The sequence below is a fragment of the Haloarcula rubra genome, from assembly GCF_019599465.1.
Lineage (GTDB): Archaea > Halobacteriota > Halobacteria > Halobacteriales > Haloarculaceae > Haloarcula > Haloarcula rubra.
This window is the reverse complement of the sequence record NZ_RKLR01000001.1, coordinates 692,779-715,160: the sequence shown is the minus strand read 5'-3', so window position 1 is coordinate 715,160 and position 22,382 is coordinate 692,779. Positions and strand designations below refer to the sequence as shown.

Genomic DNA, 22,382 nt, shown 5'->3' with positions numbered 1-22,382 from the left:
TCAGTCCTCGTCCTCGTCGACTATCTCTAGCCCGCGGTTGTTCACGGCGGCGGCGTCGAGGCCGACCTCTTCGAGGAACTTCTTGTACTCGCGCTCGCACTGCTCGGCGTCCTTCTGCCGGTCGCTGGCGCGGTCACACAGCGCCACGAGGTCCTCGGGGACGTCGTTGGTGTACACTATCCAGTGGTTGATGAGGTCCGAGAGCCGGCGGATGGGCGAGGTGAAGTGCCCGTAGATTTCGAAGTTCAGGGCGTGGTGGCCGCCGAAGGGGTCGTTCATGTACTTCGCGCGCGGCATCACCTTCATCACGGCCCACTGAATCTTGTCGAGTTGGCGCCCGGGAGCCTGTTCGAGCGTGGCGTTGACGGCCTTCCGCGGGTCGTCCCACGTCGACCCCGGGATGGAGACGCCGTCGAGGTCCTGAATCTCGACGAGGGCCTCGTCCCACTCTTCGGGACTGGGCTGGGGGTGGACGCGGTACATCGCCTCGACGCCGCGGTCCCACATCAGTTCGTGCGTGACGGCCTTGTTGGCCTTGAGCATGCACTCCTCGATGATGGTGTGGGCGCGGTCCCGGGCGGGGTTCAGGACGAGCGAGCCGTCCTCCTTTCGCTGTTCGTGCATCCGGTCGGCCAGGTCCCAGATGAGTTGGGTCTTCTCCGCCAAGTCGACGCTCGTGTCTTCGAGCAGGTCGTCGGCCGTCTCTGGGTCGTCGAGCAGGTTCTCGGCTTCCGTGTAAGTGAGGCGCGCGTCGCTCTCGATGACGGACTTGTAGATGTCGATGGTCTCGTAGGAGAGGTTCTCCTTGTCGAGGTGCATCTCGACGGTGTGGGCCAGTCGGTCCTCGTTGGGGACCAGCGAGCACACCGTCTCGGCGAGGACCGGCGGGAGCATGTGGATGGTGTAGCCCGGGAGGTACACCGTGTTGCCCCGTTCGACGGCTTCCTCCCACATCGCGGTGTCGGGGTTGACGTAGTGGGTCACGTCGGCGATGTGGACCCAGAGGACGTACTCGTCGTCCCGTTCCTCGACGGAGATGGCGTCGTCGAAGTCCTGCGCGTCGATGGGGTCGGTCGTCCACGTCGTCATGTCGCGGAGGTCCCGCCGCTCGTCGACCTCGTCCTGAATCTCCTGCTGGACGTCCTGCGTGCGTTCCTCGGCCTCCTCGAGCACCTCCGGCGGGAACTCGTCGCGGATGCCGAACTTCTCGAACAACTCCTCACGCTTGTTCTCCATGTGGCGGGCCATCTCCTCGTCGATTTCGACGGGGCCCTGCCCCTCGGCGGTGCCGGCCGCCGACTGGGCGTCCTCGGTAGTCATGCCCCGGCCTACGCCCACGGTGTAGTTAGGACTGTCGGGGTGAGATTCGGCGGCGTCTCTCGGGGACGCTCACTCCCGTTCTACGCTCCGGTCCTCGGCCAGTTCCCGATAGCGGCGGAGGAACGTCTCGCGGTCCGTCTCGCCGGCTCCGGCGTCGTCGAGCGTCGCCTCGAGGTCACCCCGTGGCTGCCGGGACGTATCCGCGAAACACCCCTTACAGAGGTACTCGAACTCTTTGTCCCGGCGCTCCCACCGGTCGCCGTGCTTGTCGTACTCGCGAGCGTCCGACCGGGCGAGGCGGTCACCGCAGGCGATACAGGTCACCGTCTCCCGGTCGCTCCGGGACTCGAACATACCCACTGCTACCCGCTGGCACAGTATAGTGTTTTCCGCCCGGGCAACCCGCTGTGGGGTCTGCCCCGATACCCATTCAATTGGGGGGTCCGGCCATACGTTTATCCACGAGCCACCTCTAGTGGGGGTATCGGCACGCCGTAGCCGGGGCCATCGCGAATGAAGCCACCACAGACACTCGCGCACTCGACGCTCGATACGCTCCCCATCAACATCGCCGTCCTCGACGAGGAGGGGACCATCCTCTTCACCAACCGCGCCTGGCGGGAGTTCGCCAGCGCCGACGAGGGCGAGATGCAGGGGGTGAACTACTTCGGGACGACCGACGTCGACGCCGACGAGTACGCCGCCGAGGCCGTCGCCGGCATCGAGTCGGTCATCTCCGGCGACCGGGACCTGTTCACGCTGGAGTACCCCTGTCACTCGCCCGACGAGAAGCAGTGGTTCCTGATGCGGGTCGCGCCGCTCCCGGAGGAAGAGGCCGGGAGCGCAGTGGTCGCCCACATCGACATCACCCAGCGGAAACTCGCGGAACTGGCGGCCGAGCGCCGGAGCGAACAGCTACGCGCCGAGCGCTCGAACCTCGAACACCTCGTGAACCGACTCGACGGCCTCGTCACGGGGGTGATGAACGACGTGATGACCGCCGGGTCGCGGTCTGACATCCAGCAGGTCGTGGTCGACCGACTGGCGGCCGTCGACTCCTACCGGTTCGCGTGGATCGGCGAGTTCGACCTGCGGGACGAGACCATCCGACCGGCGGCCCTCTCGACGGCCCGCGACTCGGACCTCGCCGTCTCGCTGTCCGACGACGACCCCGTCGCGCTCGCGGCTCGGACCGAGGAGATACAGGTCGCCACCGGCGACGTCGGGGCCCACCACCACGAGTTGGCGGGCGGCGACGTCGGTTCGGTCGCGGCCGTCCCACTCGTCGCCGGGGAGTCGCTGTACGGCGTCCTCACGGTGTACGCCGACAGCGCCGACGTGTTCGACCCGCGCGAGCGGGCAGTGCTGGGGGCGGTCGGGCAGGCCATCTCGACGGCCATCGACGCGACGGAGACGAGCAAGCTCCTGACCACAGACAACGTGACGGAACTGGAACTCCAGATACGCGACGACGACATCTTCTTCGTCTCGCTGGCCCGGGACCTCGGCTGTCGGATGGAGTACGGCGGGAGCGTCGCCGACGACGACGAGACGGTGATGTTCTTCCTCGTGGAGACCGAGGACCCGTCGGCGGTGTGTGCGGCCGCCGCCGACCACCCACAGGTCACCGCCGCGACGCACGTCTCGACGTCGGAGTCGGCGTCGCTGTTCGAGTTCTCCGTCGAGGACCCGCCGGTGGTCTCCCTGCTGGCCGACCGCGGCGCGGAGACGCGCGACATCACCGTGACGCCCGACCACGCCGTGTTCTCGGTGACGCTCCCGGCGACGACCGAGACGCGCAGCGTCGTCGAACACGTCCGCGACAGCTACCCCGGCACGGACCTCGTGTCCGTCCGTGAGCGCGACGAGCCACCGGTCTCCCGGCAAGCGTTCCTCGCCACGCTGGAGGACCGCCTGACGAACCGCCAGTTGACGGCCCTCCGGAAGGGGTACCTCGGTGGTTTCTTCGACTGGCCACGGGACGTCTCCGGCGAGGAACTGGCCGATTCGATGGACATCTGTCCGTCGACGTTCCACCAGCACCTCCGCGCGGGCGAACGAAAGCTACTGGAAGAGGTTTTCGAGACCTGGTGAGCCCCGCTCGACAAACCGACAGACGGAACAGCCGTCTCGAACCGGTCCAAAGTAGTTGGGTACACAGTTTAAAGTTGCTCTCCACTTATTCGTTTGTAGACGATGTGTCATTCCGACCCGGGTCGCGTCACGCAATCTATGCGAACGGTCGTGGCCGAGCCCACGTCACAGTCGGCCGGAACGGACCGACGACGGACCCGGTGCCGGAGTATGTCGCGGTACCGCCGTATCATCCGATGACCGACCTGTCGCCAGCACTCAATGCAATCTGACAACATCCGAACGAGCAAATCGATTCAACAGCAGACCGGCCGGACGTTCCATCTCGCGACTCGCGTTCTCCCGGAGCGGATTCGCTATCCGACCTACGTGATGTACGCCTTCTTCCGCGTCGCCGACGAGGTGGTCGACCAGCCGGACGGGCCGCCGCCGAACGTCCAGCACGAACGGCTGGAGACGATACGGGAGACGGCACTCGGCAACCGCGAACCCGACGACACGGACGACGGCGCCGTGCTGGCGGCGTTTCAGGACCTCCGCGAGGAACACGACATCCCCGACGAGGAGATAAACGTCTTCATCGACGCGATGGAGATGGACATCGCGCAGGCCCGCTACGAGACGTTCGAGGACCTGCGAGGGTACATGCGCGGGTCGGCCGTCGCCGTCGGGAACATGATGACGATAGTGATGGACCCGCCGCAGAGAGAGACGGCCCTGCCCCACGCCGAGGCGCTCGCCGAGGCGTTCCAGCTGTCGAACTTCCTCCGGGACGTCCGCGAGGACATCCACGAGTACGGACGGGTGTACCTCCCACAGGAGACGCTCGAACGCCACGGCGTCACCGAGGAACAACTCGCGAACGCGGAGGTCGACGACGCGTTCCGCGCCGTGATGCAGGAGGAACTGGCCCGCACCGACGAACTGTACCGCGAGGGGGTCAAAGGTATCAGCTACCTCCCCGACGACTGCCAGTTCGGCGTCCTGCTGTCGGCGGTGCTGTACGCCGAACACCACCGACTCATCCGGAACCGTGGCTACGACGTGCTGACGGAGACGCCGGAACTCACCCGCCGCCGTCGGCTCTGGTTGCTCGCGCGGACGTGGTGGCATTGGCGGCGCAACGGCGACCCCGAAGCCACCTTCTACGCCGTCAGCGCCGTCTCCGAGCGCGGCCCGGACACAGTCCCGACCGACGTCCACAACCACGGCCAACCCACCTGGCGCGGATGAGGCCTCCGGTCGGCCGCGCCCGGCCCGCACACCCCCACCGATGACTCCGAGTCTCACCTACCTGCAGTTCCACGCAGTGCTGGTCCTGCCCGCACTGGCGGCGCTGGCGCTCACTGCGCGCTACCGGCTCGCCAGCCGTCGGGTCGTCCTCTCGGGGACGGCCCTGCTGGCGGCGCTGGCGCTCGTCTACACGACTCCGTGGGACAACTACCTCGTCCTCCGCGGTGTCTGGTGGTACGGCGAGGGCACGGTGCTGACGCGCCTGTGGGCGGCGCCGCTGGGCGAGTATCTCTTCTTCGTCTTCCAGCCAGTCGGCGTCGGTCTGTGGGTGGCCCGCTACGGCGTCGACACGACGCGCCCGCTCGCCATCCCCGTCCCGACGCGGGCGCTCGGACTGCTCGCCGCCGGGGTGGTCGCAGCCGTCGGCGTCGCGTTGCTCGACGACCCCGCCGGCCTCTACCTCGGGTCCCTGCTGGTCTGGAGCGTCCCCATCCTCGCCATCCAGTGGGCGTTCGGCTGGCCGTTCCTCGTCGCCGAGTGGCGCACCGTCGCTGTCGGGACGCTCGTGCCGACGCTGTACCTCTGGGTCGCCGACCGCATCGCGCTGGCACTGGGCGTGTGGACGCTGTCGGACCAGTACACGACCGGACTGGCGATACCCCTGCTCGGCCTCCCCATCGAAGAGGCCATCTTCTTCCTGCTGACCTCGCTGTTCGTCGTCCAGGGACTGGTCCTCTACGCGTGGCTCTGTGACAGATGGGGGTGACCGACACCCTCGCGGCCCCGGCCCGCGAGACGATTCGCCGGACCGTCTTCCTGCCCTCGTGGGTCGCCAGTGCCCTCCTCGTCGTCCCGTTCCTCGGCGGCCTGTCGGTCCCGCCGACGCTCCAGTACGTCCCCCTCGTCGTCAGCGTCCTCCTCCTTGGCCTGCCACACGGCGCCGTCGACCACCTCGCCGTCGCTCGCACACGCGGCGAGCGCCCGGACTGGCGGGCCATCGCACGGGTGTTCGCGCTCTACGGATTCGTCGGCGGGGCCTACGCCGTCGGCTGGTTCCTCGCCCCGGCGGCGGCCTTCGTCCTGTTCGTCGCGGTCACGTGGTTCCACTGGGGACAGGGTGACCTCTACGCGTTGCGGGCGCTCGCCGACGCCGGCCACCTCCGCTCGCCCCTCCAGCGGGTGGCGACCGTCGTCGTCCGGGGCGGGCTGCCGATGCTCGTCCCCCTGCTCGCGTTCCCGGGGTGGTACCGCCGGGTCGCCGTGGACCTCGTCGACCTGTTCGCGCCGGGTGCCGTCGCCGCCATCGAGTGGGCGTTCCGAGCGGACGTGCGGGCCACACTGGCCGCCGGCTACGGCGTCCTCGTGGTCGCGACGCTGGCACTCGGGTACGCCCGCGCGGACGACCCGACCGCGTGGCGCCTCGACGCCGCCGAGACGCTCGGACTGGTCGCCTACTTCGCCGTCGTCCCGCCGGTGCTCGCCATCGGCGTCTACTTCTGCCTGTGGCACTCCCTGCGCCACGTCGCCCGCCTGCTACTGGTCGACGACGACGCTGTGGCGGCGCTCCGAGACCGGGACCCGGCGGCCGCGTTCACGCAGTTCGCCCGCGACGCCCTCCCGCTGACCGTCGCGTCGCTGGGCTTGCTCGCGGGCCTCTACGTCCTCGTCCCGAACCCGCCCGCGACGGTGCCCGAGTGGGTCGCACTCTACCTCGTGTTCATCGCCGTCGTCACGCTCCCCCACGTCGTGGTGGTGACCGTCATGGACCGGGAGCAAGGCGTCTGGGCGTAGTCAGGACAGACCGCACAGGCGCAGGGCGTCTGGGTGTAGTCGGACTGCACACCGACGGCTACCGAGAGTGAGAGAACGGAGAGAAACGCCGCGTTACTTGCCCTTGCCGCGGTTGCTGCGCAGCGACGGGCGGGTCTTCTCGGCGCCGGTACCCTTCGTACCGAGGCCGCGGTTGCGGCGGCCGGCACCGGTCAGACCGCGGAAGACGCGGTCGGTCTGGTCGTCCTCACAGATCCACGAGAGGTCGTCGTCGTTCTGGATGGCCGGGTGCTCGGGGTCGACGAGGATGACCTCGTGCCACTTCTGTCGGCCGTCCTGCCCGACGGAGTAACTGTTGAGGACGCGGAGGTTCGGAAACACCCGGGCGGCGCGCTCTTCGGAGACGCGCTGGATGTCCTTCCGGCGGGTGATGCGGGTGACGCCCTGTCGCTTCGAGCGTCGCCCGGCCTTGTGCCGGCGCTTACGGGCGCCGCCCTTTCGGACGGACACTCGGGCGACGACGACGCCCTGTTTGGCCTTGTAGCCCTGCGAGCGGGCCTTGTCGAGGCGGGTCGGGCGCTCGATGCGCTCGACGGCGCCTTCGTCGCGCCACTCCTGCTGGCGCTGCCACTGCAGTTCTGCGAGTTTGCCTTCCTTGGGGCTCTGCCACGCGTCTCGGATGTACGAGTATGCACTTCGTGCCATTGTGGTTCACCACGGGCGTTGCGTGGTTCAAGTCGCGTCCGCGACTCACATCCCGACCTGCACACGCAGGTGCCCGCTGGTGCCCGTCGTCCAGCGAGTTACCACGGAGTTTTCGGTTGGCACCCTTAAACCGTTCGGACCGGTCCCGCGCGTGCGGGTCGGTCACACCGACGATAGTACTCACAGGGGCCGGCGTATCGGACCGAGACGACTGCGAGGGCCACTATCGAACGCACGGATACAGCCACTCGTGTGGTCTCTCTGGAGTCGAATCCGATGAGTGTGTTGGAGATGTATCCGTTCTCTTCGTCAGAGAAACGTGACACAGTGGATCATATCGAGAAACACTCTCAGATATTAGAAGGAGGACACATTACCTAGACAGAATTCGGCATTTTGGCCGTAGACAAGAACTAATGGCCGAAATCACGAGACGTAATCAAAAATAATGCTACGAAATTGCCCAAAACGAGGATAAATACGGTCCATAGGCCCGCTTTCTGACCTCTATGTCTCGAATATGTGTGCAGTAGCTGAGATTTCGTTTCCATCTTACACCTGCTCGAGAGCGGATCCGTCGATTTCGGTCTTAGGACGCGAATTCGATGGGGGTGCAGAAAATATCATACGTACGTTTGTTATTTCAGTGGGGTTGCAGTGACGTTCGTGCCCTCTACAGTGTCGTCCCGGCAAGAGAAGGGAATGTGCCTGTAACAAGACTACATGCGTTATTCTCGCCGTGAAAACGCTTCACTGACTCGTCAGGGCGACCTGTATCGATTTCGCGGTGCTGAGGACCTGTCCGGCGATGTCTTCTTCGAGGTATCGACCGTTCAGACGGTCAACGGGGCCGCAGACGCCGATAGCGGCGACGTGGTCGGTGTCGCTGGTCGACACCGCGGTGGCGACGCCGACGATACCCTCGTACTGTTCTCCTCTGCAGAATGCCACCGTGTCGTCCCGGACGCTCCGGAGCGCGGCCTTGAGTTCCGCAGGTTCGGTCATCGTCGCGCTTGTCGGTGCGACGAGGTCCGCGGCGTCGAGGACGTCGTCGATGCGGTCGTCGGGGAGTGACGACAGGATAGCCTTCCCCGGTGCGTTTATATGGAGAGGGAGGCGCTCGCCCTCCCGGTACTGCGGCGACCACCCTTCGGCGGCCTCGGCGATGTATGTCGGCACGCCCTCGGTTTCTTCAAGGACGAACAGGACAGACGTCTCTCCCGACGCCGCGGCGAGGTTGTCCAGTTGTTGGCGGGCGGACTGGTACACCGGTATCTTCGCCCGGGTCTGCGACCCGAGGCTCAGGCTTCGAAGCGACGGTTCGTACCGATTCCCACGCTTGAGGACGTATCCGCGGGCACGCAGCGTCGAGAGGTGGTTGTGGACCACGCTCTTCGAGACGTCGAGGCGGTCGGCGAGGGTCGTCACGCCCAACGGGTCCGGGGATTCGGCGAGCATCTCCAACAGGTCCAACGACGTCTCTGTCGCGTCGATGGTGTAGTCGGGTGTGTCTGCCATGCTTCTCGTGTACAGGCGCCAGGGGTAAAACTCTGTTCGTTAGAAAAGAACGTCTTTGGCACTGTGAATCAATACCACGGACGAATTCATCACGAATTATCAGATATAATCGATTAGTTCTGCCAACTCTGACCGGAATATTTCCGTTCTGTAGAGAAGAACGGTTCGGTGGTGGACGTGGTCGGTTCGGCCGTCTCCGCCGAAGAGGGGTCGATACGGCTACTGTGCGGTGGTCTGATACACGGGTTCCTGACAGCGGCCGACGAATCGTACACTCCGGGAACGTCGCCGTCGGTCAGTCCCTGTCGCCGGGGACGACGACTTTCTTGAGGCCCTCCGTATTCGCCATCCGCTCGAACGCTGACGGGAGGTCCTCGAGACCGATACGCTCAGTGATAAGCGTCTCAGTGTCGATACGGTCGTGCTGGAGCAGCGTCACTGCCCGCTCGAAGTCCTCGGTGTTCAACGCGAACGACCCGCGGTAACCCACTTCGTCGAAGAAGATGTCGAAGGGACTGACCTCCATCGTGACCTCCTGGTCGGGGACACCGAAGATGAGGGTCGACCCGCCTTTCGCCGTCACTGCGTTGGCCTGCCCGATAGTCGGGACGAGACCGATGGCCTCCGCACCGACGTCGACCTTACCGCCGGCCGCTTCGGGAATGGCCTCCTCGGGGTCTTCCTCGTTCGGGTCCACGACGACGTCCGCGCCGAGTTCGGCGGCGTGTTCGCGCCGTTCCGCATCGAGTTCGGAGACGACGATGGGGGCGGCACCGGCGTTGCGGAACGCCTGCAGTAGCAGGAGGCCGATGGGACCGGCGCCGATGATGGCGACGCTGTCGCCGGGGGTGAAGTCCACCTGTTGGACGCCGTGCAGACAGCAGGCCAGCGGTTCGGCGAGGGCGGCCCGTTCGAAGGGCATGTCGCCGATGTGCTCGAGGCTGATGGCCGGGGCGCGGACGTACTCGGCGAACGCGCCGTCGAGTACCGTCTCGGCAGCGCCGCCGATGCTGGTGTTGTTGTCACAGAGGTGCGTCTCACCGCGCTTGCAGTACGAACAGGTGTTACACGGCACCGTCGGATTGATAGCGACTCGGTCGCCCGCTTCGAAGCCAGTGACGTCGCTCCCGACAGCCGCGACGGTGCCGGCCGCCTCGTGGCCCGGAACCACTGGCGTCTCGACGGGGAACGTCCCGTGGTACATGTGGTAGTCGGTCATGCAGACGCTGCAGGCACCGACTTCGACGACTACCTCGTCGGCCGCCGGTTCCGGTCGCTCCCGTTCCTGTACCTCTATCTTGCCGACGCCCGTCAGCGTGGAGGCACGCATTATCTGGACCTCCGGCTGCTTCGAGTGGTCGGTCGCGTGGTGCGTTTCGAACTGTGTCTATCTCGTCTCATGGATGGTCTCTCGAACTCGTTCGTTCTGCCTCGACGGTGGCGTGAACGACTCGTACACCGTCATCTCGTTCCTCGTCGCCGATGCCGGCTTGCCGACATCGTTCGGCACCGCCTCGGCTGGCCAGCGACGAGAGTTGTCTTATCCGTCCAACGAGTCGGACTATCCCAGTCACGCAATAAATAGTTTTTGCCGCTTTCGCCGCGCGCCTACCGGTCGTCCAGCCGCCAGCTATCGATGGGGACCTGTCCGCCGTCGACGCGGAGTTCGTGGCCGTTGATGTAGTCGCTGGCCGGCGACGCGAGGAACACCATCGCGTTGGCGACGTCTTCCGGGTCGGCGAACCGACCGAGCGGGTTGTTGTCCAGTATCTGCTGGGTGACGGCGTCGCTGAACTCGTCCGTCATCCGCGTATCCGCCCAGCCCGGTGCGACGGCGTTGACTCGAATCCCCTCCCGCCCGAGTTCCAGCGCGAGGCTCTTCGTCAGACCGAGCAGACTGAACTTGCCGACGTCGTACGCGGGTGACATGCCGACGGCGTTCTTGGTGTGGATCGAGGTGGTGTTGACTATCTTCCCGTACCCCCGGTCGACCATCCCGTCGACTACTTCTCGGATGCAGTTCAGTGCGCCGTGGAGGTGGACGTCGAGGTTCAACTGGAAGGTGTCGTCGTACTGGTCGTCGAGGAAGGGGCCGGCGTCGCCGACGCCGGCGTTGTTCAGCAACACGTCGATAGTACCCAGCTCTTCGGTCGCTGTCTCGACCATGGCGGCGACTTCGGCGTCGTCACTCACGTCGGCGCCGATACCGACGGCGTCCGCACCGCCGTCTCGAAGCTCGGCGGCGGTCGATTCCGCAACCTCGTCGTCGATGTCGTTGACGACGACGTCTGCCCCGTTCTGTGCGAACTTCTCCGCCGCTGCCTTCCCCATCCCTCTGCCGCCGCCGGTGATGAGGACAGTCCGGTCTGTGAGATCGTATTCCATACATCGAGCGACTTTTCACCTATCCTATATATCTGTTTGGGTGGTGTGCCATCTTATAACGTGCTCGACAAATGATTAAGTTTATTATCGATGGGGGGTTTGGTGACGAAGGAGAGATACACCAATGGCAGACGACAGCAGTAGATACCCGCAGAAAAGGCGTAAGTTCCTCAAAGCGACGAGTGTCGGCCTTCTCGGCGGTCTCGCGGGATGTACGCGAGGCGGTAGCGGCGGAGACGGGGGAGGCGGTAACGGCTCCAGCGGCGACGGGAGTTCGGGCGACGGTAGCTCCGAGGAGGACCTCCCGATCCCCCTGAGCGAGTACGACAGCGCCGACATCGACTGGCAACAGTTCGAGGGTGACACGATAAACATCGGTGCGGTCCAGCACCCGTGGGTGTCGGCTATCAAACCCGCCATCCCGACGTTCGAGGCGCTGACCGGCATCGACGTCCAGTGGAACATCCTGCCGGAGAACCAGTTCCGGACCAAGCGACAGACCGACGCGAGCACCGGTGCCGGGCAGTTCGACGTCTTCTTCATGGACCAGGTCGTCAACCAGTTCCGTGAGGAGGGCTGGCTCCAGCCGCTCGACCCGTACTTCAACGACGGGAGCCTCTACGACGAGAGCTTCTACAAGCCCAACGACCTCTTCGAGTCGTCGCGCTGGCAGGCCCACGGTGGTGGCTACAGCGACCAGTGGACTGGACTGCCTATCACGGTCGAGGTCCAGACCCAGTTCTACCGCCAGGACCTCTACGACAAGCACGGCCTAGAGGTCGCCGAGACGTGGCAACAGCACCGCGAGAACGCGAAGGTCATCCACGAGGAGGAGTCCGACATCGTCGGCACGGCCGGTCGTGGTCAGAAGGGCTACGGGATGAACATCTACATCCTGAACACGCTCCTCCGCCAGACTGGCTCCAAGCTCTGGACCGACTTCCCGAACGACTCGGGACTCGACACCGACGGCGTCGCCAAGGCAGCAGAGTACTACACGAGCCTGCTCCAGGACTACGGTCCGGACGGCGCGTCGACCCAGACCTGGTCGGACGTGCTCGCGACGATGCAGGAGGGCCGTACCGGCCACATCGTCGCGGACGCCAACATGTTCTGGGGCGGCCTGACCAACGACGAGTCCAGCGTCAAGGACACCGTCCAGATCGCGAAGGTTCCCAAGCCCGAAGGCGGCGAGCTGAACCCGAACGCGTTCAACTGGCAGATATCCACGTCCACGAACGCCAGCAACTCCGAGCAAGCGTTCCTGTTCATGCTGTGGGCGACGTCCCCGCCGACCGACCTCTGGATAAACACGGAGAGCAGCGGCGTGTTCTCGGTGCGTGAGTCGACCTGGGAGAACGACGACTACATCTCGAAAGTCGGCGAGGACTACGCGTCGGTCTCGCTCGAATCGCTCAAGGTCGCTTCGCCCGACCCGTTCGACCGCAAGTACCCCGAGTGGGGTCAGCGCTACTCCGAGGAGCTCCAGCGGGCCATCGCCGGCCAGAAAGAGGCCGCGAAGGCGATGCGGGACGCCGCGTCGGCCGCCGAGGACATCTACAGCGGCTGAGGCCAAGCACTATACCCGTCACGGGTTACATTTTCCAACATATCATGAGCACACCAACGCAAACTGAAACGACCAACACAGAAGGCCTCGCCAGAGTCCGGGATCTGTGGAACGACTACCTCCCGTACTGGTTCATGGCACCGATGGTGCTGGTGATGGTAAGTATCACCTTCTTCCCCGGTGCCTACGACCTGTACCTCTCGCTGATCGCAGAGCCCACGCTGAACGTCTTCGCGGCCGAGTTCGTCGGCCTCGAGAACTACCGGACGGCGTTCACTCGGGGTGGCGCGTTCCATTCGTTCGTCATCACGGTCACCGTGGTCGTGAGCGCCCTGCTCCTCGAGAGCGTGCTCGGGTTCTTCCTGGCGGCCTTCGTCGCCGGCGTCGAGTCCACGCGGATGAAGTCGTTCTACCGGGTCCTGTTCATCCTGCCGATGGCAGTCGCACCCGTCTCGCTCGCGACCATCGGTCGACTGATGCTGAACACCGAGATCGGAATCATCCCGTACGTGATCAACACGGCGACGCCCTTCACCTCGCCGGCGTTCCTCTCGGACCTGCCACTGCTGACCGTAATCTTGCTGGACACGTGGAACTGGACGCCGTTCATGTTCATCATCTTCTACGCCGGGCTCTCGTCGGTGCCTGATACGCTCGTCGAGGCGTCACGGGTCGACGGCGCGCCGCTGTGGCGGCGCTACGTCCACGTCATCATCCCGTACATGAAGCCGGTGGTGTTCGTCGCCGCCCTCATCAGGTTGATCGACCTGTTCCGGACGTTCGGTGTCGTGTACGGGCTGACCCAGGGCGGTCCGGGGACGGCCACCCAGCTCGTGAGTATCAACATCTACGAACAGATGTTCATCAACAACCAGGTCGGCGTGGCGGCTGCAATCGCAGTCGTGTACCTCGTCTTCGTCATCGCCATCGCGAACATCGTCATCGCGAAGGTCGGCTTCGAGGGGGTGTGGGACTGATGGCTACGCAGGACGTCGAGCCGGGGTCGGCTCAACGGCTCGACAAGGACACGCGGGAGACGCTCGTGACGGTCGTTCGACACGCCTTCCTCCTCTCGTGGTCGTTCGTCGTGTTGTTCCCGCTGTACTGGCTGGCCTCTATGTCGCTGAAGCCGCCGGGACAAGCGAACTCGCTCCCGCCGGACTGGATCTTCCTGCCGACGGTGTACAACTACATCCAGCTCGCCCAGCAATCGGACTTCGTCGGGGCGTTCGTCAACAGTCTCGTCATGGTCGGGGCGTCGGTCGTCCTCGTCCTGCTCATCGGCGTGCCGGCGGCGTACGTCCTCTCGCGGTACGACATCCCGATGGAACGGGACGTGCTCGTGTGGATTCTCTCCTCACGGATGCTCCCGCCCATCGCCGTCGTGCTCCCGTTCTTCATCATCTTCAGGGAGCTCAACCTGTTCGACACCCGTATCGGGATGGTGCTGATGTACATCAGCATCAACCTCTCGCTGGTCGTGTGGGTGATGAAGGCGTTCTTCGACGGCATCCCCGAGACGCTGGAGGAGGCCGCGCGCGTCGACGGCGCGACCCAGTTCCAGGGCTTCCGCAAGGTCATCTTGCCGGCGGCCAAGCCCGGAATCTTCTCGGTCGCCATCATCAGCTTCATCTTCGCGTGGATCGAACTGCTGTTCGGCCTTGTGTTGACGAGTTTCGAGGCGGTGCCGGTGACGCTGTTCGTCTACTCGTTCATCGGCTCTCGCTCCATCGAGTGGTCGATGCTGGCGGCCGCCTCGACGGCGATGATCATCCCCGTGGCGATATTCCTCATCGCGGTCAACAAGTACCTCGCTGCCGGTCTCAGCTTCGGTGTGGTGATCAAAGAATGAGCACGATTCCAGACGGACGGCAGGCATCGCTCGCGAACCACACCCTCACAGCGGGGTTACATTCACGTAGCTGCACACAGGAGATACAATAATGGCTAGAATCACAATCGACGACGTAACGAAGCGGTTCGGTGACGGCGACGATTCGGTCGTCGCGGTCGACGACGTCTCGCTCGACATCAAAGACGGTGAGTTCGTCGTCTTCGTCGGTCCGTCGGGGAGCGGGAAGTCGACGCTGATGCGAATCGTCGCCGGACTCGAAACGCAGAGCGAAGGCGACATCGAAATCGGTGACGCCGTGGTCAACCAACTCGGCCCGCGTGCACGGGACATCGCGATGGTGTTCCAGAACTACGCGCTGTACCCGAACATGACCGTCGAGGAGAACATGTCGTTCGGGCTGAAGATGTCCACGGACATGTCCGACGAGGAGATAGAGGAGACGGTCACCTCGGCCGCGGAGATGATGGACATCGACAAACTGCTCGACAATCGCCCCGGGGAACTCTCCGGTGGCCAGCAGCAGCGTGTCGCCCTCGGGCGCGCTATCGTCCGTGACCCGAACGTCTTCCTGATGGACGAGCCGTTGTCGAACCTGGACGCGAAGCTCCGGGCGGAGATGCGCACCGAGATCAATCGGTTGCAGAACGACCTCGGCGTCACCACGCTCTACGTCACGCACGACCAGACGGAGGCGATGACGATGGGTGACCGACTGGTCGTCCTCAACTACGGCGAACTGCAACAGGTCGGCACGCCGCTGGAATGTTTCTACCGGCCGGCCAACCAGTTCGTCGCCGGGTTCCTCGGGTCGCCATCGATGAACTTCTACGAGGGAGAGGTCGAAGGCGGGACCCTGCGTGCCGACGGGTTCGACTTCGACCTGACCGAACGGATGCAGACGTCGGCCGGCGACCGGGGCGCCCTCGTTCTCGGGGCGCGTCCCGAGGACATCTCACTGCACGACGAACCGGTGACCGACCACGAGTTCGAGGCCGTCGTCGACGTCGTCGAACCGATGGGGAGCATCTCCTACGTCTACCTGCAGGCGGTCAACCAGAGCCACGACCAGACGTTCATCGTCGAGATAGACGGCCAGCGCCCCATCAGCGAGGGCTCTCGGGTCTACGTCGAGATTCCCGACGAGGACATCCACCTCTTCGACGCCGCCTCCGGTGAGACGATTCACCAGCGGAAACTGGACTCGGAGGCCGAAATCGCCCTCGAAGACGGGATGCAGACCGTCAGTAGCTCCTCGGACTGACTCCCGAACCGGGGAGCGGTCCCGCGTTTTCACGTATCACCGACAGAGTACCCGCGATTCCACACACGACACATGTCATCACAGAACGTACCGTATCACGAGACGCGTAGTGCCATCTGCGAGTACGGCCGGAGCCTGCTCGACGACGACCTGACGACCGGGACGGGCGGCAACCTCAGTGCCCGCCTCGACGAGGACCACGTCGCTATCAGTCCCTCGGGGATTCCGTACGCGGACATCGAACCCGCAGACGTCCCCGTCGTCCGCACCGACGGGACCGTCGTCGAGGGGGACGTCGACCCCTCCACCGAACTGCCGATGCACCTCGAAGTGTACGACCAGCGCCCCGACGTCGGCGGGGTCGTCCACACGCACTCGCCGTACGCGACCACGTTCGCGTCGCTCGGCGAGGCGATTCCGGCCTCCCACTACTTGCTGGCGTTCACGGGGTCGGAGGTGCCCGTCGCCGAGTACGAGACCCACGCGACACAGGCCCTCGGCGACGCGGCCGTCGAGGCACTCGGCGAGGACTACCACGCGACGCTGTTGCGGAACCACGGCGTCCTGACCGCCGACGAGTCGCTGGAGGACGCCTACACGGTGGCGCTGATGGTCGAGTACTGTGCCCGCATCCACTATCAGGCCCGCGCCATCGGCGACCCCGAGATTCTGCCCGACGCCGAAATCGAGCGCCTCCAGGGGAAACTCGACAGCTACGGGCAGTGACTCGCCACCCATGAAACACGTCGCTATCGACATCGGTGCCAGCGGGGGTACGGTGTACCTCGGCACCGTGACGCCCGATACCTTCGACGTGCGGGAGGTCCACCGGTTCGAGAACCGGCCGGTCGAGCGGGACGGCCGCTACGTCTGGGACCTCGCGGCACTCCGCGAGCGGATGGTCGACGGCCTCGAAGCCGCGGGCGACCGGGCCGACGACGTCGACACGGTCGGCATCGACACCTGGGGCCTCGACTTCGGCCTGCTCTCGGACGGCGAGGTCCTGCGGGACCCAGTCTCCTACCGGGACCCGGACGCGACGGCGACCCGCGAGTCGCTGTTCGAGACAGTCGACAGACGGCGGGTGTTCGACGCCACCGGCATCACCAACTGGAACACGCCGAACACGCTGTGGCAACTCCACACGCTCGCCCACGAGGAACCTGAACTCCTCGAACGGGCCGACGGCCTGCTCATGATGCCCCAGTTACTGACGACCATGCTCGGCGGCCGACCCTGTGGCGAGGTGACCGTCGCCTCGACCACACAGATGGTCGACCCGAGCGAGCGCGCGTGGGCGACCGACCTGCTCGAGGAGGTGTCCCTCCCGACCGACCTCCTCCCGTCGCTCGAGGAACCCGGACAGCGACTGGGGCCCGTCGCCGACGACGTGGCCGCGGCGCTCCAGTCGACGCCGGACCTCGTCACGCCGGACCTCGTCACGCCGGCGAGTCACGACACGGCGGCGGCCGTCGCAGGCCTCCCACTCGCCGACGACGCCGCGTTCCTCAACACGGGGTCGTGGTTCATCCTCGGTGTCGAGCGCGACGACCCGGTCCGCACCGACGACGCCTTCGAGCACAGCGTCTCGAACGAACTCGGCGTCGACGGGACCGTCCGCCTCCTGACGAACGTCAACGGCTTCTTCCTGCTCGAAGAGTGCCGCGAGGCGTGGCGCGAGGCCGGCGACCCGGTCGACTACGACCACCTGCTGTCGGCTGCCCGAGACGCCCCGGCGCGGGCCGCACTCGTCGACCCGGACGCCGACGCGTTCGGCATCGACGAGCCGATGCCGGAACAAATTCGCTCGTACTGCCGGCGGACCGACCAGCCGGTGCCAACCGGACAGGGTGGTGTCGTCCGCTGTCTGCTGGACAGTCTGGTGGTGAAGACGGCGTTGGAACTCGACGCCCTCTCGTCGATCGTCGAGGACCCACCCTCCAGCATCACCCTCGGGGGCGGTGGCGTCCGCAACGAACTGTTCTGTCGACTCCTCGCCGACGCGACCGGGATGCCGGTCGTCGCCGGGCCGGTCGAGGCGACTGCCGTCGGAAACGTCCTGACGCAGGCGCTCGCGGTCGACACCATTACCGACCTCGCGGCCGGCCGTCGGCTCGTCGAGTCGGCGTTCGAGACGACGCGGTACGAGCCCGCCGACACCGACGGGTGGGGTCGGGCAAAAGAACGACTGTCCGAACTCGCGGCGGACTGACGGGCCAGCACGCCGCGGTTGTGGCGTCTGTCCGTCCGAAACCCGACCGTTCGGCCCGCTATCGCGAGGTGTACCCGCCGTCCATGACGACGACCGAGCCGGTCATGAACGACGAGGCGTCCGAGGCCAGATACACGACCAGGTCCCGGAGTTCCTCCGGGCGGCCGAGCCGTCCCATCGGCGTGTTCTCGAGCCAGGTCTCCTCCATCGATGGGTTCTCTTCGAGCACCTCGTCGACGAGGTCCGTTCGCATGTACCCCGGCGCGATGGCGTTGACCCGGACGCCGCGGTCGGCCCACTCGACGGCCATGGACTTCGTCAACTGCGAGACGCCGGCTTTCGAGGCGTTGTACCCTGCCTGGGGTTGGGGGACGTTGACGTCCATCGCGGACATCGACGAGATGTTGATGATCTGCCCGCCGCCCCGTTCGAGCATCTGCTGGCCGACGTGTTTCGAGCAGAGGAAGACGCCATCGAGGTTCACCGAAAGGACGTTTCGCCACATCTCGTAGGTCATCTCCTCGGCCGGGGCGTTGCCCGCGATGCCGGCGTTGTTGACGAGCACGTCTATCGGCCCCAGTTGCTCGGTCACGGAGTCGACCATCGCCTCGACCGACGCCTCGTCGGTCACGTCGACCTCGACGGCGACGACGTCCGTCTCGCCGTCCAGTTCGGCCGCGGTCCCGGTCGCGTCCTCGTAGTTGATGTCCGCGATCGCGACGTCGGCACCCATCTCCGCGAGACCGATTGCCATCTGCTTGCCCAGTCCCTGTGCTGCACCGGTGACGATAGCTGTTTCTCCTTCGAGGGAGAAATTATCGAGTACGCTCATATTCTACGATTCAATGAGGTAAACCATCGGACTTAAGTCTAGCGTAGCCCCTCGGAGTACCCGCTGTCTGTTCCCTGCTGACGACCCGTTCGTGGAGGCACGCCGGACGTGTTTCACTCGGCGCTGTCGGAGTGGACGAGCCCCGTCGTATTCGGCCGAGACGACCGCCGATACCGGGTGACCCGAATGTTTTATACCGTATCGAAGGCTCGACTTAGACATGGTTGACTACGGTATGTTCTACGCGTACTGGTCACAGAACTGGGACGCAGACCCGGACGAACTCTCCGAGCGGATTCGCCGCGCCTCGGCGTGTGGATTCGACCTGCTCGAGATACATTGCGACGCGCTCGCTTCGTGGACCGCCGACGAACGGGCGGACTTTCGGGAGCACGCCGCCGAGCACGACGTCGACCTCTCGTTCGTGACGACGCTCTCGGAGGAGACCGACATCTCGTCGGCCGACCCGGACGTCCGCCAGCGCGGGAGAGAGCAGCTCACGGAGGCCATCGAACTGGTCGACGAGATGGACGGCGTGGGACTGGGCGGCATCACCTACAGCGCCTGGAACCCCGATTTCGACGGGGGTCTCGAAGAGAAAGCGGCCCGGACCGAACGTGCCATCGATGTCTGGCGGGACCTCTCGGACGTCGCGGAGGAACACGACGTCCTCTGTACGGTCGAGGTCCTCAACCGGTTCGAACAGTTCATGCTCAACACCGCCGCCGAGGCCCGGTCGTTCGTGGAGGCCGTCGACAGCCCGAACCTCCAGATTATGCTCGACACGTTCCACATGAACATCGAAGAGGACGACATGGCCGAGGCCATCCGCACCGCCGGCGACTGGCTCGGCCACTTTCACGTGGGCGAGAACAACCGCCGGCCACCGAAGGCAGACGGCAACATGCCGTGGGCGGACATCGGCGACGCACTCGACGCCGCCGACTACGGCGGGCCGGTCGTCATGGAGCCGTTCCTGCTTCCCGGCGGCGACGTCGCACCGGACATCGGTGTCTGGCGGGATTTAGCGGGCGACGACGACCTCGACGAACTGGCGACCGAGAGCCTGGCGTTCCTCGAAACGGCTCTCGAAGGGTAAGTACGCACATCACCACCGCCGTCCTTGCTGTCCGGCGCTCGGGGGGCCTATCGTTTGAAGTGCCCCCTCCCGTAAGTAGGACCATGCAAATCACGGACTACGAACTCTTCGCCGTGCCCCCGCGGTGGTTACTGCTCAAACTGGAGACCGACGAGGGGGTCGTCGGCTGGGGTGAACCCATCGTCCCGGGACGACTGGAGACGGTCCGGGCCGCCGTCGTCGAACTCATCGAGGGGTACCTGCTCGGCGGTGACCCGCGTCGTGTCAGCTACCACTGGCAAACGCTCTACCAGAGCGGGTACTTCCGCGGCGGCCCGATTCTGATGAGCGCGCTGGCCGGCATCGACCAGGCGCTCTGGGACATCAAGGGCCGCCACTACGGCGCGCCGGTCCACGAGTTGCTGGGCGGGCCGGTTCGCGACCGGCTGCTCGTCTACCAGTGGGTTGGCGGGTCCGACGCCGAGGACATCGCCGAGTCCGCCGAACAGGACTTCGCGCGTGGGTACCGCGCGTTCAAACTCAACAACCCCCGGGAGTTCCGCCCGCTGGAGACGACTGCCGCCATCGACCGGACCGTCGACCGCGTGGCGGCCCTTCGGGACGCCGTGGGTGACGACTGCCTGGTCGGGGTGGACTTCCACGGCCGCGTCTCGAAACCGATGGCGTTCGAACTCGTCCGCCGACTCGAACCGTACAACCTCGCATTCGTCGACCAACCCGTGCTGCCCGAACACTCGGAGTTCCTCCGCCGACTCAACAACCAGACCACCGTCCCGATATCGACCGGCGAGCGCTTCTACTCCAGATACGACTTCAAACAGATGCTCGCCGACGACGCGGTGTCTGTCATCCAGCCGAACGTCTCCCACGTCGGCGGTATCAGCGAGATGCGGAAACTCGTCTCGATGGCCGAGGCCTTCGACGTCGCCGTGGTCCCTCACTGTCCACTCGGGCCCATCGCCTTCGCCGCGAGCCTCCAGGTCGGTTTCAGTTCGCAGGGGGTCGTCCTGCAGGAACAGGACCTCGACATCGACGACCCGGAGTCGAGCCAGCGCCTCGCCTTGCTCGAGGACCCCGAGACGTTCGAGTTCGAGAACGGGTACGTCGAGCGCCCGACGGGACCCGGCCTCGGCATCGACGTCGACGAGGCCTACGTCCGGGAGAAGGCTCAGTCGGAGGTCAACTGGTACAACCCGGTGTGGCACCACGAAGACGGCAGTCTCGCCGAATGGTGAGCGGCGACCCCTCGATTTTTAGTGGACGTGTGACGAATCAGCATACATGCGCACTGCAGTGTTAGTCGAACCTACAGAGTTCGAACTGGAAGACCGCTCCGAACCGTCCCCCGGCCCCGACGACGTCCTCGTCGCCGTCCGAGACGTCGGCATCTGCGGGTCGGACGTCCACTACTACGAACACGGCCGCATCGGCGACTACGTCGTCGAGGACCCACTCGTCCTCGGCCACGAGAGCGCCGGCGAAGTGGTCGAGGTGGGCGAGAACGTCACCGGCCTCGAACCGGGCGACCGCGTCGCCCTCGAACCGGGCGTCCCCTGCCGCCGCTGTGCCCACTGCAAGCGCGGGGACTACCACCTCTGTGAGGACGTCACGTTCATGGCCACGCCGCCGCACGACGGCGCGTTCACCGAGTACGTCGCGTGGCCGTCGGACTTCGCCTACAAACTGCCCGACTCCGTCTCCACCGCGGCGGGCGCGCTCTGTGAACCGCTCTCGGTGGGCATCCACGCCTGCCGTCGCGGCGACGTCGGGACGGGGGATACGGTACTGATCACCGGTGCCGGTCCCATCGGCCTCATGGTGATGGAGGCGGCCCGTGCCGCCGGCGCGACGGACGTCGTCGTGACGGACGTCGTCGAAGAGAAACTGTCGTTCGCCGAGGAACGCGGGGCGGATTTGGCCGTCAATGTCGCCGAGACGGACCTCGAAACGGCCGTCGACGACTACACCGACGGTGTCGGTGCCGACGTCGTCGTCGAGGCATCCGGGGCCGAACCGTCCATCAGGTCGACGCTCGACGCCGTCCGGCGCGGCGGCACCGTCGTCCTCGTGGGACTGGCCGACGAAGCGAACGTCCCGTTCGACGTCCTGGAGGTCATCGACAACGAGATAGACGTCCACGGCTCGTTCCGCTACAAGAACACCTACGACGCGGCCGTCGACTTGCTCGCGGACGGCGTCGTCGACGTCGAGGGCATCGTCGACTTCGAGTCCTCGCTGGACGACATCGACGACGCCTTCCAGCGCGCGATGGATCCGACTGTGGTCAAGGGCATGATAACGTTCGAACCGTGAAAACTCACAGATACGGCTATTCGACAGCTTACGACGCCTGAAAGCGTCAGAAAAGGCCCGAAGCAGTGATAAAGAACACAGAAAAGTAGAATCTGGATGTCAATACGTCAAAATACGGAAACAGAATCGCGAATAGAGGGATTACTTGGAAACGTGTGGTCCGTATGCGGCTACAAGTGCTAACGCTGGCGTCCGCTCGGCGAGTGTAGATGTGC

The 22,382-nt window shown here is 65.2% G+C and carries 20 protein-coding genes; 13 read left to right on the top strand and 7 right to left on the bottom strand.

The features are described from left to right. Entirely contained in the window at positions 1-1,320 is a 1,320-nt protein-coding gene (locus EGH21_RS03810) for an RNB domain-containing ribonuclease (RefSeq protein ID WP_220617128.1), read from the bottom strand. 69 nt (positions 1,321-1,389) lie between these two features. Continuing rightward, positions 1,390-1,674, bottom strand: a complete 285-nt coding sequence (locus EGH21_RS03805; RefSeq protein WP_220617127.1) for a DUF7562 family protein — start codon at positions 1,672-1,674, stop codon at positions 1,390-1,392. Between the two features lie 159 nt (positions 1,675-1,833). Between EGH21_RS03805 and EGH21_RS03800 the strand changes: the two genes are divergently transcribed. The 4 genes from EGH21_RS03800 to EGH21_RS03785 all read left to right on the top strand — a co-directional run bounded on the left by EGH21_RS03800 (position 1,834) and on the right by EGH21_RS03785 (position 6,438). Continuing rightward, complete coding sequence (locus EGH21_RS03800) at positions 1,834-3,414, top strand: bacterio-opsin activator domain-containing protein (protein WP_220617126.1); 1,581 nt, start codon at positions 1,834-1,836, stop codon at positions 3,412-3,414. Between the two features lie 261 nt (positions 3,415-3,675). Continuing rightward, on the top strand, positions 3,676-4,647 hold the full coding sequence (locus EGH21_RS03795) for a phytoene/squalene synthase family protein (protein ID WP_220617125.1): 972 nt from the start codon (positions 3,676-3,678) through the stop codon (positions 4,645-4,647). Positions 4,648-4,687: 40 nt separating this feature from the next. Then, a complete protein-coding gene (locus EGH21_RS03790) occupies positions 4,688-5,413 on the top strand; it encodes a lycopene cyclase domain-containing protein (protein ID WP_220617124.1) in 726 nt (241 codons plus the stop codon). Further along, complete coding sequence (locus EGH21_RS03785; RefSeq protein ID WP_220617123.1) at positions 5,404-6,438, top strand: Brp/Blh family beta-carotene 15,15'-dioxygenase; 1,035 nt, start codon at positions 5,404-5,406, stop codon at positions 6,436-6,438. Before EGH21_RS03790 ends, EGH21_RS03785 begins: the two co-directional genes overlap by 10 nt. Positions 6,439-6,531: 93 nt before the next feature. Here EGH21_RS03785 and EGH21_RS03780 read toward each other — a convergent pair whose 3' ends face one another. The 4 genes from EGH21_RS03780 to EGH21_RS03765 all read right to left on the bottom strand — a co-directional run bounded on the left by EGH21_RS03780 (position 6,532) and on the right by EGH21_RS03765 (position 11,025). Further along, positions 6,532-7,122 (bottom strand): 50S ribosomal protein L15e, encoded by a 591-nt coding sequence (locus EGH21_RS03780; protein WP_220617122.1) that lies wholly within the window; start codon positions 7,120-7,122, stop codon positions 6,532-6,534. A gap of 750 nt (positions 7,123-7,872) precedes the next feature. Continuing rightward, positions 7,873-8,640 carry an IclR family transcriptional regulator gene (locus tag EGH21_RS03775; RefSeq protein WP_220617121.1) on the bottom strand — a complete coding sequence of 256 codons (768 nt, stop codon included), beginning with the start codon at positions 8,638-8,640 and terminating at the stop codon, positions 7,873-7,875. Positions 8,641-8,935: 295 nt separating this feature from the next. Continuing rightward, positions 8,936-9,970: a galactitol-1-phosphate 5-dehydrogenase gene (locus EGH21_RS03770; protein ID WP_220617120.1), complete on the bottom strand. Its 1,035-nt coding sequence runs from the start codon at positions 9,968-9,970 to the stop codon at positions 8,936-8,938. Between the two features lie 278 nt (positions 9,971-10,248). Then, positions 10,249-11,025, bottom strand: a complete 777-nt coding sequence (locus EGH21_RS03765; protein ID WP_220617119.1) for an SDR family NAD(P)-dependent oxidoreductase — start codon at positions 11,023-11,025, stop codon at positions 10,249-10,251. A gap of 124 nt (positions 11,026-11,149) precedes the next feature. On the opposite strand from EGH21_RS03765, the gene EGH21_RS03760 reads away from it, so the two are divergent. From EGH21_RS03760 to EGH21_RS03735, 6 genes are all read left to right on the top strand, one after another. Next, positions 11,150-12,595, top strand: a complete 1,446-nt coding sequence (locus EGH21_RS03760; protein ID WP_220617118.1) for an extracellular solute-binding protein — start codon at positions 11,150-11,152, stop codon at positions 12,593-12,595. Between the two features lie 44 nt (positions 12,596-12,639). Then, positions 12,640-13,572 (top strand): carbohydrate ABC transporter permease, encoded by a 933-nt coding sequence (locus tag EGH21_RS03755; RefSeq protein WP_220617117.1) that lies wholly within the window; start codon positions 12,640-12,642, stop codon positions 13,570-13,572. Next, a complete protein-coding gene (locus EGH21_RS03750; RefSeq protein ID WP_220617116.1) occupies positions 13,572-14,447 on the top strand; it encodes a carbohydrate ABC transporter permease in 876 nt (291 codons plus the stop codon). Before EGH21_RS03755 ends, EGH21_RS03750 begins: the two co-directional genes overlap by 1 nt. A gap of 91 nt (positions 14,448-14,538) precedes the next feature. Then, a complete protein-coding gene (locus tag EGH21_RS03745; RefSeq protein ID WP_220617115.1) occupies positions 14,539-15,711 on the top strand; it encodes an ABC transporter ATP-binding protein in 1,173 nt (390 codons plus the stop codon). A gap of 72 nt (positions 15,712-15,783) precedes the next feature. Beyond that, on the top strand, positions 15,784-16,437 hold the full coding sequence (locus EGH21_RS03740) for a class II aldolase/adducin family protein (protein ID WP_220617114.1): 654 nt from the start codon (positions 15,784-15,786) through the stop codon (positions 16,435-16,437). Between the two features lie 10 nt (positions 16,438-16,447). Beyond that, positions 16,448-17,923, top strand: a complete 1,476-nt coding sequence (locus EGH21_RS03735) for a rhamnulokinase (RefSeq protein WP_220617113.1) — start codon at positions 16,448-16,450, stop codon at positions 17,921-17,923. Positions 17,924-17,981: 58 nt separating this feature from the next. On the opposite strand, the gene EGH21_RS03730 is transcribed toward EGH21_RS03735, so the two are convergent. Continuing rightward, positions 17,982-18,755: an SDR family NAD(P)-dependent oxidoreductase gene (locus EGH21_RS03730; RefSeq protein ID WP_220617112.1), complete on the bottom strand. Its 774-nt coding sequence runs from the start codon at positions 18,753-18,755 to the stop codon at positions 17,982-17,984. 220 nt (positions 18,756-18,975) lie between these two features. Here EGH21_RS03730 and EGH21_RS03725 point away from each other — a divergent pair, with 220 nt between their 5' ends. From EGH21_RS03725 to EGH21_RS03715, 3 genes are all read left to right on the top strand, one after another. Further along, a complete protein-coding gene (locus EGH21_RS03725) occupies positions 18,976-19,854 on the top strand; it encodes a D-psicose 3-epimerase (protein ID WP_220617111.1) in 879 nt (292 codons plus the stop codon). A gap of 83 nt (positions 19,855-19,937) precedes the next feature. Continuing rightward, a complete protein-coding gene (dgoD, locus tag EGH21_RS03720; protein WP_220617110.1) occupies positions 19,938-21,089 on the top strand; it encodes a galactonate dehydratase in 1,152 nt (383 codons plus the stop codon). 46 nt (positions 21,090-21,135) lie between these two features. Next, a complete protein-coding gene (locus EGH21_RS03715) occupies positions 21,136-22,167 on the top strand; it encodes an NAD(P)-dependent alcohol dehydrogenase (protein ID WP_220617109.1) in 1,032 nt (343 codons plus the stop codon). Positions 22,168-22,382: the final 215 nt, after the last annotated feature.